12 protein-coding genes and 1 pseudogene are annotated in these 17,453 nt (G+C 37.2%); all 13 read left to right on the top strand.

Annotated features, from left to right (window positions below):
* Nucleotides 1–92: 92 nt before the first annotated feature.
* The 13 genes and pseudogenes from AC2YHV_RS13520 to AC2YHV_RS13460 all read left to right on the top strand — a co-directional run bounded on the left by AC2YHV_RS13520 (nucleotide 93) and on the right by AC2YHV_RS13460 (nucleotide 17,326).
* The gene (locus AC2YHV_RS13520) at nucleotides 93–1,406 is read left to right on the top strand and encodes an MFS transporter (RefSeq protein ID WP_268564657.1); all 1,314 of its coding nucleotides are present in this window, start codon (nucleotides 93–95) and stop codon (nucleotides 1,404–1,406) included.
* Between the two features lie 267 nt (nucleotides 1,407–1,673).
* Nucleotides 1,674–2,957: an MFS transporter gene (locus AC2YHV_RS13515; protein WP_187050540.1), complete on the top strand. Its 1,284-nt coding sequence runs from the start codon at nucleotides 1,674–1,676 to the stop codon at nucleotides 2,955–2,957.
* Nucleotides 2,958–3,058: 101 nt separating this feature from the next.
* Entirely contained in the window at nucleotides 3,059–4,789 is a 1,731-nt protein-coding gene (locus tag AC2YHV_RS13510) for an amidohydrolase (protein WP_328119294.1), read from the top strand.
* Nucleotides 4,790–4,864: 75 nt separating this feature from the next.
* Nucleotides 4,865–5,011: pseudogene (locus AC2YHV_RS13505) on the top strand (FIMAH domain-containing protein); the annotation flags it as partial.
* 473 nt (nucleotides 5,012–5,484) lie between these two features.
* The gene (locus AC2YHV_RS13500; RefSeq protein WP_264640423.1) at nucleotides 5,485–6,840 is read left to right on the top strand and encodes an APC family permease; all 1,356 of its coding nucleotides are present in this window, start codon (nucleotides 5,485–5,487) and stop codon (nucleotides 6,838–6,840) included.
* Between the two features lie 27 nt (nucleotides 6,841–6,867).
* Nucleotides 6,868–8,493, top strand: coding sequence for an amidohydrolase (locus AC2YHV_RS13495; RefSeq protein WP_487373392.1), 1,626 nt, complete (start codon nucleotides 6,868–6,870; stop codon nucleotides 8,491–8,493).
* Nucleotides 8,494–8,526: 33 nt separating this feature from the next.
* Nucleotides 8,527–9,426: a carbon-nitrogen hydrolase gene (locus AC2YHV_RS13490; RefSeq protein ID WP_052137514.1), complete on the top strand. Its 900-nt coding sequence runs from the start codon at nucleotides 8,527–8,529 to the stop codon at nucleotides 9,424–9,426.
* Nucleotides 9,427–9,969: 543 nt separating this feature from the next.
* Entirely contained in the window at nucleotides 9,970–10,110 is a 141-nt protein-coding gene (locus AC2YHV_RS13485; RefSeq protein ID WP_153246179.1) for a hypothetical protein, read from the top strand.
* 1,057 nt (nucleotides 10,111–11,167) lie between these two features.
* A complete protein-coding gene (locus AC2YHV_RS13480; protein ID WP_487373391.1) occupies nucleotides 11,168–12,472 on the top strand; it encodes an MFS transporter in 1,305 nt (434 codons plus the stop codon).
* Nucleotides 12,473–12,767: 295 nt separating this feature from the next.
* On the top strand, nucleotides 12,768–13,685 hold the full coding sequence (locus AC2YHV_RS13475) for a class II fructose-bisphosphate aldolase (RefSeq protein ID WP_411739600.1): 918 nt from the start codon (nucleotides 12,768–12,770) through the stop codon (nucleotides 13,683–13,685).
* 148 nt (nucleotides 13,686–13,833) lie between these two features.
* Nucleotides 13,834–14,364 (top strand): thiol peroxidase, encoded by a 531-nt coding sequence (gene tpx, locus AC2YHV_RS13470; RefSeq protein ID WP_487373390.1) that lies wholly within the window; start codon nucleotides 13,834–13,836, stop codon nucleotides 14,362–14,364.
* A gap of 557 nt (nucleotides 14,365–14,921) precedes the next feature.
* Nucleotides 14,922–15,587 carry a GntR family transcriptional regulator gene (locus AC2YHV_RS13465; protein ID WP_230134720.1) on the top strand — a complete coding sequence of 222 codons (666 nt, stop codon included), beginning with the start codon at nucleotides 14,922–14,924 and terminating at the stop codon, nucleotides 15,585–15,587.
* A 341-nt stretch (nucleotides 15,588–15,928) separates the two neighbouring features.
* Nucleotides 15,929–17,326 (top strand): NCS1 family transporter, encoded by a 1,398-nt coding sequence (locus AC2YHV_RS13460; RefSeq protein ID WP_487373389.1) that lies wholly within the window; start codon nucleotides 15,929–15,931, stop codon nucleotides 17,324–17,326.
* Nucleotides 17,327–17,453 lie beyond the last annotated feature (127 nt).

Here is a 17,453-nt window from a genome sequence, read left to right as displayed (position 1 = left end):
ATGTGGAAGAATTATCGGAAGGCCATCTTGATAATTCTTCAACACCTAAGAAACCACATCCAGAAATATAACTAATTCGGAGGTGTGTTAAATTGAGTGGGAAAAAGAAACTGGACAAGAAATCAAAAAAGATATTATTTGCGAGTTTACTTGGCAGTACCATTGAATTTTATGATTTCTTTCTTTATGGAACCGTTGCTGCACTTGTGTTTAATAAACTGTATTTTCCTAATGATGATCCATTTGTAAGTTTATTGCTTGCTTATGCATCATTTGGCATTACTTTTTTTATACGACCTCTTGGAGGGCTTGTATTTAGTCATTTGGGAGACAAGTTTGGCAGGAAAAATACTCTCGTGCTTTCACTTTTATTAATGGGAGTTTCTACCGTCTGTATTGGACTCCTTCCAACATATAGCATGATAGGGCTTTGGGCACCAATCCTCCTCGTTTTCTTTCGTCTCGTTCAAGGTATCGGGCTTGGCGGAGAATGGGGAGGAGCAATACTCCTAGCGGTTGAATCTGCGCCTAAAGAAAGACGTGGCTTTTTTGGAAGCTTTCCTGCAATGGGTATCCCTCTTGGGATGTTACTTGGGACATTTTCCATTTCATTAATGAGTTTACTTCCAGAATCACAATTTCTATCATGGGGATGGAGAGTGCCATTTGTCCTAAGTGCAATTTTGGTTGTTATTGGTATTTGGATACGAAAAGGGATTGAGGAAACCTCGGCATTCAAAGAAGAGAAAGAAAAAGGAAACGTCGTAAAAATTCCACTCTTTGAGACACTGCGATTTCATTGGAGAGCGGTATTGATTTCTTTAGGTGCAAAATGTGTTGAAGTGGGCCCATTCTATTTATTTTCCACATTTTTCATCTCCTATGCTACGGAAACACAGGGTTTTTCAAGGACTACAGCTTTAAATGTAGTTACGGTGGCAACAATCGTTACAGCAATTTGCATGCCATTTATGGGAATGTTGTCTGATAAAATTGGCCGTAAACGAGTCTTTCTTATTGGGACAATCGGGATAACTCTTTTTGCCTTTCCATACTTTTATTTGTTTTCCTTACAATCTACTCCTTGGTTATATGTTATTTCAATAGTAGGATTGGGAATTCTATGGCCTCCAATTGCGGCGACTATTGGTACAATGTTTACTGAAATGTTTAATACGAATGTTGGCTATACAGGAATAACACTTGGTTATCAAACAGGCTCTGCATTATTTGGTGGAACTGCTCCAATGATTGCGACTATATTAGTCGGCGCTTACAATAATTCTTGGATTCCTCTGGCATTATTTTTAGTATTTCTTTGTATCGCCTCTCTTATTTCAGTATTATTTGTCCGAAATAGTCAAAGTAACAGTATTCCTCTCTCTGAAAGTAGAACAATCGACTAAAAGGATTCAGAAAATCCAATAGGTGGGTAATGGTTTGTTTTCTACTGGGAGATCGTTGGTGAAGAAAAATCGAATCAAATGTTTGATTTAATCTTTAATAATAGTAACGTTTTCACAGTCGATGAAGATTAAAGTTGGGCGGTAACGGTTGCTGTTAGGGATGAAGAGATGCTTTACGTTGGTGAAAACTTTGAGTGATTGAAATCTGAAGTTAAGCAGAAAAAATTAAATATCATGATTCCATTATCCATTAAGGGGAGGGATATTTTGAAAAAGAAACCAACAAAGGTTAGATGGGGACTTGCACTGTTTTTCTTTATCATAGGTGTAATCGCTTACATGGATAGGTCAAATATTTCTATAATAGCAAAGCCTATGATGGATGATTTAGGATTGGATAAAGTTCAGTTTGGTATGCTTGCATCATTATTCTCATTAGGTTACGCGTTAGTTCAAATTCCAGCTGGACTTTTGGCGGAAAAATTTGGGCCAAGGAAAATGATTGCATTTTCTCTTATTTGGTGGTCAGTATTTACAGGTCTTACAGGTTTAGTGAAATCTCACAGTCTTTTGTATGTAGTGAGATTCTTATTTGGAATAGGTGAAGGACCAATGTTTCCATCTAACGCCGTATTTAATACAAACTGGTTTAGAAAAGATGAAAAAGCTAGAGCTTCTAGTGCCCTATTGGCAGGTTCATATTTTGGACCAGTTATAGCCCCTATCGTTACGGTTTATATCTATCAATACTTTGGCTGGCAAGCTGTATTTTACATTTTTGGTATTTTAGGAATAATGATTGCAGCTGTATGGTGCGTTATTGCCAGGGACTATCCTGAAATTCACAAATTAGTTAATGAACAAGAAAAAGAATATATACTTGAAAACAGAGAAATTGTTGAAACTGCTAAAGTAAGGGCACCTTGGAGTAATTTTCTGAAAAACTCTCAATTTTGGGCGTTAGGAGTGCAGTATTTTGTTGTTTTATATATTATTACTTTCTTTTTAGTTTGGTTACCTACTTATCTATTGGAAGATAGGGGATTCTCCTTAAGTAAAATGGGATTTGCTGCAAGCCTACCATGGTTGGCAATTCTGATAACTGTAATGTCTGGTGGAATTCTTTCCGACTACTTAGTGCATAAAGGATTTTCAAAACAAATATCTAGATCCTCTTTAGCAATAACAGGCTTATTAGTATTTATTATTTCAATGTACCTGGCTGTTATGACAGTATCACCATATATGAATGTTTTGTGGTTATCATTATGCTTGGGCTCACTCGGATTCACAGTAGTGTGTTCTTGGGCCGCAGCTACAGACTTAGGGAGAAACTTTTCTGGATCAGTTTCAGGTTGGATGAACTTATGGGGGAATTTAGGAGCATTTGTATCACCGTTATTATGTGGATGGTCAGCAGAAAACTTTGGTTGGAATATCACTTTAGGAGTAACGGTAATCCCTGTGTTTATTGCAGCTATATTGTGGGTGTTTGTGAAACCAGATACCTCTTTACTGAATACAACTGAGCCATTACCAATGAATTTTTAGTATTTCAACTGGATTAAATAGTTCAATGTCAAATTTTTTTTAGTTCCTATAGTAATTTGATTACTAAGGTGAAAAAATCAATCGATAGGGGTTTGATTACGATGAAGAAAAAATACTTCTTACTTTTTTTTATAGCTTTGCTTTTTAGTTCGGTATTTACCGGGTGTTCGTTGGAAAAGAAAAGTTCGAATAAGGTGACTGGGAAGGTAACTTCGAATCAAACGGCTGATTTGATTTTTAAAAACGGTGAAGTCTACACAGTTGATAAAGATCGAAGTTGGGAGAAAGCAGTTGCGGTTAAGAATGGCAAGATTCTCTACGTTGGTGATAACAAGGGAGCTGCAGCCTTCAAAGGGAACGATACCAGAGTGATTGATCTAAAGGGGAAAATGGTCATGCCTGGGTTTACCGACAGTCATAACCATGCGTACCTAATGGCAGAAAGCCTTTTTTGGCTAAGTCTCAATCCTTATTCCACAGTGGAAAAACGCCAACAGGCTATCAAGGATTACTTAAAAGAGCATCCCAATATAAAGCAATTACGTGGAGTAGGCTGGGATGACATCAAACGAGATAGTAAATCCAGAGGGCTGGCTCCTAAAGAATTGCTTGACCAAGTTGTCCCTGATATACCTGCTGTCTTTATCTCAAACGGCCATCACAGTATATTAGTCAACTCAAAGGCTCTTGAGATTGCAGGGATAGACAAAAACACCCCTGATCCGCAAGGTGGGACTATTGAACGTGATCCTAAGACAGGAGAGCCGACAGGAATTTTAAACGAATTTTCCGCCGAAAACCTTGTAATTAACGTTCTTCCTCAACCGGACTTTACGGTAAAGCAGTATAAAAAGACGCTTTTAACTTGGCAGAAAACAGCTGCAGAGGATGGAGTTACCTCAGTATTCGTGCCTGTTCACTACCCAACGGAAAGTTTGCTTAAAGCATTTGAAGAGCTTGATAATGCGGGTAAATTGACCGTGAGATACGATTTAGGGTTATGGGCTGATGAAAACAAAGGGACAAAGCAAATCGGGAGATTAAAAGAACTCCGTGACAAATATCAAGGAAAGTCGTACAAGATAGATACAATTAAAATATTTGCTGATGGTGTCGGAGAAAATAAACTAGTTTGGGATCAAAATGTATTAGAGAAGACCGTGGCAGCTTTGGATAAAGAAGGTTTTCGCGTCTATATCCATGCAATTGGCAATCAGGGGTTTTACCCATCTCATAATGCCTTAGACGCTTTTGAATATGCGGCTAAATTAAATGGAAAAAGGGATTCGCGTCATGTAATCACCCATTTAGACTGGGTAAAGGAAGATGATGTTGCCCGGTTTAAGGACTTAGGAGTAATACCTACCCCTCAACCTTCCTGGTTTGGTAAGGATTGGTATACCAATGTAAGAGGTGAGGGGTTGAAGGAACTTAATCATATGGGTAGCTATTTTGAAGCCGGAATACCGGTTGCTTCATCGAGTGATTTTCCTTCAACAGATACTTTTAAAAGAGATATGTATCCCCTTACAGGATTAGAAGTAGGGATAACGAGATTGGATCCAGACAAAACCACAGAAGACGATCTAAATAAAGTAGTGTGGCCTAAGGAAAAAGCTTCTCTCGAAGATATGATTACTAGCTATACAATCAACGGAGCTCATTTGATTTTCCAAGAGGATGAAAGAGGTTCTATAGAGGCGGGCAAGAAAGCGGACTTGATCGTTTTAGACAAAAATCTCTTTCAGATTCCAGTAACGTCAATTGGTGAAGCGAAGGTCTTGATGACTTTTTTCGAGGGGAAGGAAGTATTCCGTCATCCTAATTATTAATGCATTCTATATAAAGACACTTGTTGAGCAATTCGAAGAAGATAGGGAAATTGTCAACCATGTGTTGCCCGTTCACTACAGACACATTTGGATACCGTGGTCCGTTTTGAAAAACTGGAAGCAGACAAAAGGATTGTCAAGCACATTAAAAGGTTTAACAAGTTACTTGGTAAGCATAAAAAAGATGGGTTGATATCCAAGGATGCGTATACCTTTAATTAAGAAGTGGCAAAAAGATTGCAAGAAAGACCTGGGTTACCAAGTTGATGTCGAATAATGTAGTTTCAAGGGGAGGGATGTTCGTGGTCCCTTTTCTTATACTCATAAATAAATAAGTTTTGAGGGCTTTTTCTATATGACACAGTAGTAATAAGCATTAATCGCATCTTAAACAATCGCGGGATTTACGTGTCATACCAGATACAATTTAACGATGACGCCATTACGGCACGTAGCTTATTTCGAACCTCATTCGTATGAACCAGAATACACGGTGAGACATCTTCGTAGCTAATGACTATTATGCAATCATAATTAATTGATGCAATATTGCATAAAACTAGTAATCCATTAAGTAGTCAGTATATTTTAGTTATTGGGAATATACGGATAATTCAACCGTTAAATAATCAATCTCCGCTTGGTATGGTATTTGCATATAAATTAATTAATCACGAATAAGGGTGGAGTGATACATGGAGAATGCAAAATTAAGACGTTCGTTAACAGTATTTCCCTTAGTGCTATTTGGATTGGCTTATATGGCACCTACAACAGTTTTTTCAACTTATGGAGTTGTTGCGGAAATAACGAAAGGGATGGTGCCGGCTGCTTATATCATAGCTTTGGTAGGTATGTTGTTTACAGCCTATAGTTATGGTCAAATGGTCAAGGCCTACCCTGTTGCCGGTTCTGCTTATACATTTACTCAAAAGGCCCTTAATCCTCACCTTGGATTCTTAGTGGGATGGGTCATCCTATTGGACTATTTATTTTTGCCAATGATCAATGGATTATTGATCGCCATTTACTTAAACGCGTATTTTCCATCCGTTCCCTTTTCCGTCTGGTTAATTGCCTTTGTCCTTTTAATCACCGCTGTAAATATAATTGGAGTGAAAATAGCAACAAAAATAAATCTATTATTAGTTGCCTTTCAATTCTTAATAATCGTTATATTTACATTCCTCTCGATTAAAGGGGTACTGAACGGAATGGGTTCAGGAACATTATTCATGAGTTCTCCATTCGTGAATGGCGATATACCGCTATCTTTAGTATTGGCAGGATCCTCCATTTTATGTTTATCTTTTTTAGGATTTGACGCTGTAACCACATTTTCGGAGGAGACCATTAATCCGAAAAAAATGATACCAAAGGCCATTTTCCTCGTCGCATTAATAGGAGGAGGTCTGTTTGTCGCCATCTCATACATCAGTCACCTTGTTTACCCGAATTTCCAAGCCTTTAAAGATCCAGATTCCGCTTCCTTGGAAATTGCCATGTACATCGGGGGTCATTTATTTCAATCTATTTTTCTAGCAGGATACATTACCGGGGGGCTGGCTTCCGGTTTATCAGCTCATGCAAGTGTTTCGCGGCTTTTGTATGCGATGGGGAGAGATGGAGTTCTTCCAAAGAAAATATTTGGTCATATTCATCCGAAATTTCAAACTCCGACATACAACATCATCTTGGTGGGTATTTTTGCTTTATCTGCTTTATTTGTTGATTTAGTGACAGCCTCATCCTTTATTAACTTTGGGGCGCTTGTTGCATTTACTTTTGTCAATCTTTCGGTTATCTCCCATTATTTTATTAGAGAAAAACAGCGAAAAGGAATTAATGCACTTAAATATCTAATACTTCCAATGATTGGTACGAGTTTCACAATTTGGTTATGGACCAGTCTTGATTCAAAGGCACTTTTACTCGGACTAGGATGGTTCGGAATTGGTGTCATCATGCTGCTTTCAAATACGAAAATGTTTAGTAAGCGGCCGCCAGAGCTTTCTATTGATAGTGCGATTGAAAAAGAAATTCAAGCATAAAAGCTTTATGCATCAAGGAGGATAATAATGGTAAATGCAGATATCATTCTTTCTGGTCAACATGTTTTTACTGGATTACAAGATGAGCCTATACAGGCAGCTATCGCTATTAAAGATAATAAAATGATTAAAATCGGTTCTAAAGAAGATATAATGTCATTCCTTGGAGATCAAACAAAGGTATATGACTTCGAAGAAGGGCTGATCATTCCGGGATTTCATGATTTTCATATGCACATTATGATGGGAAGCATTTTACAGAAGGATAGTGCCAAATTATTTGATGCAGCTTCAGAAGAAGATGCAGCCAAAATAGTAGCCGAATTTGCAGAAACGAGACCAAATGATGAGTGGATATTCGGTGTTGGCTGGGATCATACCAATTGGAAGAATAAAGTGCTGCCGCATAGAACGACACTGGATAAATATATTTGTGATCGTCCCGTTTTATTATTCAATGCGGAAGTGCATTACGCATGGATCAATAGTAAAGCGATGGAAATGATCCAATTAACGAAGGATACCCCAAATCCGGAATATGGGGAAATTGGAAAAGATGAAAATGGGGAACTGACAGGCCTTCTATTTGAACAGGCAATTGGGTATGCATCAGAACATGCATACAAATTACCGAAAGAAAAACGTATAAACCTATTCCAAGATTTTCTTAATGAAACAAAAAGGTTGGGAATCACATCCGTAAATGATTTATACGGAGCTAAAATTGCTCCGAATCCATTAGACGACCTTGAAATTTTTAAGGAATTTGAGAGAGAAGGGTTACTAACAACCAGAATTCACTTTTCGCCGGAGTTAAAAATGGATGTAGCTGCCGCCAAGGAATTACAAAAAAATTATCAGTCAGACAAGCTTACCTTTTCTGGATTAAAACAATTTATAGATGGTGTCGTGACTAGTCATACTGCTTTTTTACTGGATCATTACAAAGACCGTCCTGAAACAAAAGGCGGGACCACTTTTCCAGCTGAAACAATTAAACAATTAGTAAAAAAGGCAGATAAGGAAAAATTTCAAATTCGTTTCCATGCTATTGGTAACGGTGCTGTCCGCTTAGCATTGGATGCATTTGAAGAAGCGAGAAACGTAAATGGGGAAAGAGACGCCAGACATGTCATTGAACATGTGGAGGTATTGCATCCAGACGATGTTCATCGCTTTAAGGAATTAAATGTAATCGCCTCATTTCAACCTAAACATATTGAATTAATGGAAAGTGAGGCATATACGGCCAGAATCAGTGAAAAACAACAACCACTCTATTATCCTATCAAAACACTCATGGAGACTGGTGCAAAAATTGCCTTTGGTACAGATTTTCCTGTAGTGCCCTTAAATCCCATGATGGGCATTTATCAGGCAATCACGAGAAAAGATTTAACTGGGAAGGCATGGCAAGAGTCGGAAGGAGTAACATTAGCAGAAGCGTTAAAGTATTACACGGCTACACCGGCATTCGGGTCTTTCAGAGATAAGGAATTAGGCACATTGGAAGCAGGGAAGATAGCGGATATCGCAGTATTAAATAAAAATTTATTTAGCATATCAACAGAGGAAATTCTTGAAACAGAAGTAAAGATGACGATCATGGATGGAAAGATCGTATATGAAAACCAGGTCGTCACAACCGTATAAGATAAAAAATGATAAAAGGTAGGTAGAGAGAAAATGTCAAAAGTGAAAGTTGGGCTTATTCAAATTCATTGCGGGGAATTCATAGCGGAAAATATTCAAAAAACGATAGGGAAAATAAAAGAAACAGTAAATAAAGGCGCACAAATCGTTTGCTTGCAGGAATTATTTTCTTCGCAATATTTTCCGCAAACGGTTAGTGTGAAAAATTATGATTTAGCAGAAGATGTAGATAGCGGTACATTGGCCGCAATGGGTGAATTGGCTAAGGAATTGGCCATTGTCTTGATTGTCCCTTTTTACGAAAGAGCAGGTGCTGGTATTTATTTTAATAGTGCAGCTGTATTTGATGCTGATGGGGAATGTTTAGGGATTACAAGAAAAAATCATATTCCGGATGGTCCCCAGTATCATGAAAAATATTATTTCGTTCCAGGCAATACTGGATATCCTGTCTATGAAACGGCTTATGGAAAAATAGGTGTCGGGATTTGCTGGGATGAGTGGTATCCAGAAGTTGCCCGAATTTTGAGCTTACAAGGTGCAGAAATATTATTCTATCCTTCTGCTATTGGTTCAGAGCCAGATCATCCCGAGATATCAACAAGATCATCCTGGGAAAAGGCAATTTCCGCTCATGGCATTTCTAATGGTGTATTCGTTGCTGCGACAAATCGAGTGGGCCAGGAAAAGGACATGAATTTTTACGGCGGTTCATTCATTAGCGATACATTCGGGAATATTTTAGCTTCACTTGATGAGGAAGAAGGAATTATTGTCCAAGAAATTGATTTAAAAGAAATAGAAGAGACCAGAAAAATTCTGCAATTCTTTAGAGACCGTCGTGTCGATACATACGGTCCTATATTACAAAAAGAAATACTCCCGACCCCATCCCCTTCAAAAAAGGGAACAAACAAAGCGCTGTTTAGTTGATATGTAAGAAATAGCAGGCCGGAGTACCTGCTCAGACTGTAGGCAAACCTGATAATGATCGAGTTTGCCGAAATCAATTCATTTTCCACTCTAGACACTCGTTTTCCGCGGGCGGTCCGGGAGCCTTCTAGGCACGGCGCCTGTGGAGTCTCCCTTGGAGAGGCTAAATTTTAGGCGAAGCTATTTGTGGCAGAACTAAATACACTGGTGTGCTTGCAGCAGTTACAACTAATGACTGACTGCATTGCTTGGATAATCTATCGTTGAAATGATAAAAACCAATTTTCCTATATGGAGAGTTGGTTTTTTACGTTATTCATTGGCCGTTAATGTAACAGGCATTTTATTTCTTGCTTTATGATCGGAGCTGTCGCTAAGGCGGCTTTTTCTTTATAAGACGGTTAGCTAAGAACAATATGGGAAATACTAAGAGAAACGAAAATCTTACCGAATTTTCAGAAAAATACATTGACGGGAAATCAAGGTTGTTATATATTATTAATAAGTTAAATTTATTGTTATATAACAGGAGGAGGAATCTAGATGATGAACATTTATGACAAAGCTTATGAAAGTTATTTAAAGATTTGTGAAAGGTATGAAATCGAGTCGATAAACATTGACCATTTCATCAAAAATTTAACTAAAGATCAGTTGGATGAATACAGTAAATTAGCCGTTTAAACGAAAGGACGTGATTGCAAAGATGGACCTCCCGGTTGATGTAGATGTAGAAGCCAGTTAGAAACCCCACCAGTTGCTATGGGAAACAGGTGGGGTTTTGTCATATGTTTTAAGAGCTTATTTTTAATAGGATAACTCGGCATGTTGCACAGATATTGTTGGCGATTTATACCAACGATGGCCCTCTTTATTTGTTGTTGAGCACTTTAATAGCTCGCCCGATGACAAAGGTAACTATCAATATGTTCATCGTATTCATGGTCATGTTTGCGAAAGAACCTTCTATTGTTCGAGGACGTGTATAGGGTAAAGCCAGTATGATTGTAATTGCTGGTGTTTTATTAGTTCATCTGATCTTATAAAATCAAAGCAATAAAATATCATTTACTATTACATTACTAGTAAAAGAGAAAGGCTGTGTCATAAACTTTAAGGGGGAATGATGTAAAATTCAGAATTTTCTTGAAAGTGGTTCGTGCACATGTTAGAATTCATTTCAGGTAAGAATATTATAAATAAGATGATTTTGACTTTTTGTTGAAACTACGTTTCCTAATAAGCAACGAAAACCGATAATGAAGGGACTAAAGAATCTATCTAGGAAATAAAGTCTATGGCGACGCCTTCTTGCCTAGTACTTTAAAACAAAAAATCAGTACAATGATTGTGATACCGTTCGACATAACTAATCATTCTTTTTATACAAAATTTTTTGGTTATAGAAAGGAACAGCGTTGCTTATTAGGAAACTGGAAGTGTTGATTAAACATCTTCAGTTTTAATATTCTTCAAATCTATTTATAAGGGGGGGGAGAAAGATGATTTGAAGTGCTTCATTGGACGGGAAATAATAGGTAATAAAATTAGTTTACAGCACCGGTAAAAGTTATGGCGATGTATGTTAATGATTTATTTTGTGGAATGGAAGAAATGTAAGCGCTTGTATAAAGGTTGTCAGTTGGTAATGTACCGTGTTTTTACTGTAACACCGTAACTAGTTTAGAAAAGGCACAACTTTACATGATGGAAATGAAATCATTCAGGAGGTTTTTGTTTAATGAACAAACAACTGCAGCTGAAAAAGAAATCTAAATGGAAAGTTCGTTATACTGTCTTATTCGTATTATGGTTATGTTGGCTGTTTTCTTTCCTGGACCGAATGGTAATCACTATTGCATTGCCATATATTGGTGAAGATCTTAATCTTACGGCAACAGCTCAAGGGTTACTGTTAAGTATTTTCTTTGCGGGGTATGCACTGTTCCAAATTCCAGGCGGGATGTTATCAGATAAATTTGGCTTTCGTCGTGTGATGAGCATTGCGATTGTTTGGTGGTCAATTTTCACATCATTGACTGGTTTTATTTTTTCTTATCCACTTATGTTACTTATTCGATTCGTTTTCGGTTTAGGTGAGGCATGTTTACCAGGTGCTGCTTATAAAGGAATAGCTAACTACTTTCCCAGTAAACAACGAGGAACAGCTACTGGAATTCAGTCAACAGTTAATACTTTAGGACCGGCTATTGCTGCTATTGCTGCTGCAGCAATTATTGGGGCATTTGGATGGCGTACCGTTTTTATCGTAATGGGTATTCCGGGCATTATACTTGGTCTGTATATCTGGTTTAAATTCAAAGATAATCCGAAAGATCATCCTAAAATGACGAAAGAAGAGCTTGCAGAATTAGAGGAAGACATTGAGAATGAAAAATCGAATGAAGAAAAAAACACAGGAGTTTCCTTTAAGGAACTATTTAAAAAACCGATTTTATGGCAAATGGCGTTCATTTGGTTCTTCTTTGATATTACTTTCTGGGGCTTCACTTCTTGGCTTCCATCTTATCTGATAAATGTTAGGGGGCTTTCTTTAATGGATACTGGCATTTTCAGTGCCTTACCGTATTTAGTAGGTACAGTCTCCATTATTCTTGGTGGGTACTTGTCAGATAAAGTAAAAGGAAAGAGGAAATGGGTGTTTATTCCTAATGCTGTAATTAGTGGGCTGGCATTATTATTAATGCTTCAATCTACTTCCACTGCAGTGGTCATTACGTATCAATGTGTTGCTGCATTCTTCATGTTCTTAGCTCAAGGAGCATTCTGGGGACTGGTTGTTGACACGCTTCCTGCGAAAATAATGGCTGCAGGTTCATCTACTGTTAACTGTTTCGGATCGATTGCAGGATTTATCTCCCCGTTATTAATGGGTTATATGATTGAAAGCAGTGGTGGTTCTTACAATTCAACTTTCATATTAATGATTGCAGCCATCATTGTAGCAGCTATTATTGCCCTTACGATTGGCAATAATACCGAAAAAGAAAATTCATTAAAGTCAGGAACAATAGTGGAAGCCTAATTTGAATTGCTAATTTAGTAAGTAAATGGATTCATTTATCTTTGTTGAGAATGTTTTTTTACGTGGTAATAGCATTATATTTAGAAAACCCTTGTTGAAAAGAGGCTGTCAGATGCCGAATCCTGTACATTGAAATACAGACGCTTTTTTTCAGATAGTGGGTAAGAAAGAGGGGGAAATGTTGGATTTTCAGAAAAGTATTTAAAATTAAAAGGGAACACTGTTGCTTATTAGGTAACTTGAAGGGCGTGAATGAACGAAATAAGTTAAATCATCTTTAAGGGAGTTTGAATGAATGAAAGTAAATATAAAACCAAACAATGTTAGTTCATTAACAAAGGTACTTGCAGTAGCTACGCAAAATCAATTTGCTGTCGGTTCGTTTACCCCTAGAGCTACAAAGATGGTAGCTCCTATACTTAGAGCGGCCCAAGAAAAGAAATCTGCGGTTATTGTTCAAACTTCTGAGAGGGAGCAGGAACGATATGGAATTAATTTAGCGGAATTTAGCCGAGAGTTTTATCGTGTGATCCAAGAGGAGAATATTACGATCCCTGCTGTGTTACATTTAGACCATACGAAGGATTTCAATGTAATTGCAGAAGCCATCGAAGTTGGTTTTACATCCGTTATGATTGATGCATCAGAGCAACCATTCAATAAAAATATTGAGATAACAAAAAAGGTTGTTGAGTATGCACATTCAAAAGGCGTAACTGTAGAAGCTGAATTAGGCAAGATAGGGACAACCGACTTTATTGAAACCGACGTTGATGAAGAGCTATTTACAGAGCCTGAAGAAGCAAAACAGTTTGTTGAAGAGACCTGTATTGATGCATTAGCGATTTCTATCGGAACTTCACATGGGGTTTATCTCGTTAAAGATCCAAAAATTGATATTGATCGTTTAATGGAAATTCGTGCATTAACATCTGTACCTTTAGTGTTACATGGCGGTTCAGGCACTCCTTCAGAGATGATAAAGAATGCAATTCAAATTCCTAATGGTGGAATTAGTAAAGTGAATATTGCAACAGATTTAGAACATATGATGATAAAAACTCTTAATCGAGAAATTCATGTTACAGAAAAAGAGTGGTCGGAACTACCGACTGAAACATTGACTTTAGTCCAAAACGCAGTTCAGAACGTAGTAAAAGAAAAAATTGAAAACTTTTTAATAAGTAGTGATAGTGCTTCTTACTATGATTAAGGAGTAATATGATACGAACCTTTGAACAGTACCCCATATATTAGATACATGCATAAACCCTTTAACCACATAATTTATGGCTATACTACTTATCGTTGAAGATAACTTTTTTTAGAAGAATTGCTAAGGGAATAGGAGGAAAAATAATATGTCTATAGAAAGATCAAATATAGTAACATTTGCTGGAAATCCAGTTACGTTGATTGGGAGTGAAATTCGTGTTGGGGATAAAGCGCCAAATTTTGAAGTGTTAGCAAACGATCTCTCAAAAGTTACACTTGAAGATTCAAAAGGGAAAGTCCGCCTTATCTCATGTGTTCCCTCTCTTGATACAGGAGTATGTGACGCACAAACACGGCAATTTAACCAATCAGCTAGCAATCTAGGAAATGATGTAGAAGTGTTAACAATTAGTGTAGATCTTCCATTTGCACAAAAAAGATGGTGTGGAGCAGCAGGAATAGAAGAAGCCCAAACCCTTTCAGATCATTTTAAGATGTCATTTGGAACAGCTTATGGCACATATATAAAGGAACATCGTATAGAATGCCGTGCAGTATTCGTTGTAGATGAAAATGATATCGTACAGTATGTTGAATACGTTCCGGAAATTACGGAACATCCGAACTATGAAGCTGCTATAAAAGCAATTAAATCATTTATAAAAGTTAAAAAGTGATATAAGTAAGGAATATACCATGTTTAAAGATCCTAAGAAGTAAAATGTTACTGCATTAAAATCTTTTTTTCTCAGTAGATAGGCTGCCTTTCAAAAGGTCAGCCTTTCTCCTATATGGCTATTAATAATGGGGTGGTGAGGTGCAAAAGTTGTTATTACCTTAAAGGAATAGTCTTAAGTAGAAAAATTGCATCCTGCTATAATAGTATTTATTTTATGTAAATAAGGAGATAAAAATATTCTGAATTTTGAAATTTTTGTTGAAAAACTAAATTAGTGGTGATAGTATAAAAAATGTGAAATATAGAATAAAATGTTATATTTTACTCACTTATTGAAACGATGTTGCTTATTGAGGGACAGGAAGGGCGGCTAGATCTTTTGAGATTTGGCAATGTTCTTTGAAAACAGACAGATTGAAGCAACTTAAACAACTTAATTTAAATGATCAATCATATAAAATTTAGTACAAGAATCCAGTTCAAATTTTTTTACCCAGTATTGTATACAATACTGCATTCAATTTTGAATTCTTCATTGAGGGGAGGTATAAAGTGTTGAATAGTTTAGAAATGGATATCTATAAAAAAATCAAGCAAGCTATTATCCAGCAAAAGCTTCGGCCAAATATGCAACTCATAGAAAAGGATCTTGCTGAATCGTTTGGCGTAAGCCGTACCCCTGTTCGAAATGTTCTGCGCAGATTGGAATATGAAAAATTAGTGAAAATTAAAGAGCATAAAGGTACCTTTGTCTCCTGTTCAACAATTGAAGAAGCAAAAGAAGTATTTGAAATGAGGAGAATCTTAGAAGGGGAAGCAGTGCGAAGAGCATGCAGACTCTATAATGAGGAACAATTAAAAGAACTAGAGACTCTGGTAGAAGAAGAACGACATATTTATGGTAGTCTGGATTTTTATGAATCTTTAAAAGTCTCTGGGGATTTTCATTTGAAAATAGCTGAAATCGCAGGGAATTCGTATTTTTATCAATATCTGGAAGACTTGATTTCCCTAACTTATGTGATTATAGCAATCTATGGAAGAGGTAAAATGGAAACATGTGGTTCTCACGATCATTTGCAAATTTTTAATGCCATTAAGCAAAGGGACGGTGATCTTGCAGAACGCTTATCTCTCATTCATCTTAGTGAAATTGAGTCGAATCTTCATTTTAATGAGGAATTACAGATTTCTTCTTCCTTGTCAGATATATTTCTTTAATTGTAATTTGATATACAGTTAATGAAAGCGCTTACCATTAAAGTTTTTAAGGAGGTGATACAGCCCTTTGAAAGCATTTTCAGATTTAAAGTGTTGTCATGTGGTTTTTTTTTTGCAAATTCAAAGAAACGACGTTGCCTAATACGCGACAATACATCGAGTGATGGAAAATAGTACTTTTAACAAAACAAATTCGTATTTTAATTCCTGTGAATGATGACGGAAAAGACCACTTAGAAGGAAGTTTGTAACATATCATAGCCTTGGCAAACATCTAAGACCTAACTTGTTAACCAATGCATTAAAATGCGGCAAACAATAAAAAAGGGGTTGGATGTATCATGTCTACAAATTTAGAAAGTTACGTTCCACAAGAAACGCAGATCCAACATGATACGGGTGTGGATGAATCACTTAATCCGAAATCCGAGGAAGGTAGGACGGTAAGTCCGGTAGACTATATTTTCATGTGGGTTGGTGACGGTGTTAATCTAGGTAATATGACGCTTGGAGCCAGTATGATTGTAGCGGGAATCGCTACGTTAAACATCTTTCAGACATTTGCCGCAGCTATCATGGCAATTGGTATCATTTCAACTGTTTTTGCTTTAAATGATAGGCTCGGATACAGAACGGGTATCCCATATGTTGTACAGCTTAGAATGTCCTTTGGCCTGAAAGGTTCCGTAATATCATCACTGATGCGCGGTATTCCCGCCATCGTTTGGTACGGTTTTCAAAGTTGGATTGGCGGTACTGCCTTGAATGAAATTGCGAAGATTATGACGGGTGGAGCCTTTGATAATGTTGCCATTTGCTTTGTCGTGCTGCAGTTAGTGCAAATTGGACTTTCGCTGTATGGATTCCATGCCATTAAATGGGTGGAAACGCTTGCGTCTATTGTTATTGTACTTGCGCTTCTCTATGTATTTGGCGTTCTACTAACCTCCTATAGCGATGTTATTGCAGAAAAATGGGTTCATGCAGAAGGATCATGGGGCTTACCTTTCTTTGCATTGATCATGATGTTTATGGGGAATTATGCGGCTATCTTTTTAAGTGCAGCGGACTATTCAAGAGAGCTAAAAACCGGTATTAGCGACAAAAAGCGCGGGTTTTTGTACTTTCTTCCTATTTTAACAGCATACGGCTTGACACTTACAATCGGTGGAATGCTTGCTTCCGCAACCGGCATCAACAATCCTGTAAAAGCATTTGCGGTCGTGGTGGATAACTCGTATATTACCCTCTTTGTATCCGCATTTATTGTTTTGGGTGCGGTGGCAGTAAACATGGTTGCCAATATCATTCCGCCGACCTATGTTATTACATTGCTTACAAAAATGAAATATAAACCTGCAGTTACCATAACCGGACTGCTTGCATTTTGTTCATTCCCTTGGGTTCTTGTGCAGGATTCTTCGGCAAAGGGTCTTGGAATCTTCATTCTTATATATTCGGCATTTTTAGGACCGATTGTTTCTATATTATTAGTCGAATATTATATATTAAGAAAGCAGAAGGTGAATGTTGCAGATTTGTATAAGGAAGACGGTCCATTTGCCGGGTATAATCCAGCAGCGGTGCTTGCATTGCTAATCGGCGCCGGTGCAGCCTGTTTAAAAGTGGAGCTGGCATGGATCATCGGCGTTGTTGTGGGAGGCAGTGCATATTTGCTTTTGATGAAATTTGCATTTAAAGATTCAAAATTCAAAAGGGGTACAATTTTTGAAAAGTAGACTTGTATTTCTATGTTTCCGGGGGCTATTCTCTCTGTCTATTTATAATGGATTGATGCAATCTGAGGAGGAAATGAACAAGGCAATTGAACAATGTCAATATACTGAAAATTGCAAAAAGGGGTTG

The organism is Peribacillus sp. SRI_006 (assembly GCF_057586375.1).
Note: the sequence above shows the minus strand (reverse complement) of the source record. Positions and strands in the feature narration are given on the sequence as shown.

Bases quoted from the DNA above. Each gene is read 5' to 3' on its own strand.
- AC2YHV_RS13500 (WP_264640423.1), top strand. From the start codon at position 5,485: ATGGAGAATGCAAAATTAAGACGTTCGTTAACAGTATTTCCCTTAGTG.
- AC2YHV_RS13460 (WP_487373389.1), top strand. From the start codon at position 15,929: ATGTCTACAAATTTAGAAAGTTACGTTCCACAAGAAACGCAGATCCAA.
- AC2YHV_RS13495 (WP_487373392.1), top strand. From the start codon at position 6,868: ATGGTAAATGCAGATATCATTCTTTCTGGTCAACATGTTTTTACTGGA.
- AC2YHV_RS13475 (WP_411739600.1), top strand. From the start codon at position 12,768: ATGAAAGTAAATATAAAACCAAACAATGTTAGTTCATTAACAAAGGTA.
- AC2YHV_RS13480 (WP_487373391.1), top strand. From the start codon at position 11,168: ATGAACAAACAACTGCAGCTGAAAAAGAAATCTAAATGGAAAGTTCGT.
- AC2YHV_RS13485 (WP_153246179.1), top strand. From the start codon at position 9,970: ATGATGAACATTTATGACAAAGCTTATGAAAGTTATTTAAAGATTTGT.
- AC2YHV_RS13490 (WP_052137514.1), top strand. From the start codon at position 8,527: ATGTCAAAAGTGAAAGTTGGGCTTATTCAAATTCATTGCGGGGAATTC.
- tpx (WP_487373390.1), top strand. From the start codon at position 13,834: ATGTCTATAGAAAGATCAAATATAGTAACATTTGCTGGAAATCCAGTT.
- AC2YHV_RS13510 (WP_328119294.1), top strand. From the start codon at position 3,059: ATGAAGAAAAAATACTTCTTACTTTTTTTTATAGCTTTGCTTTTTAGT.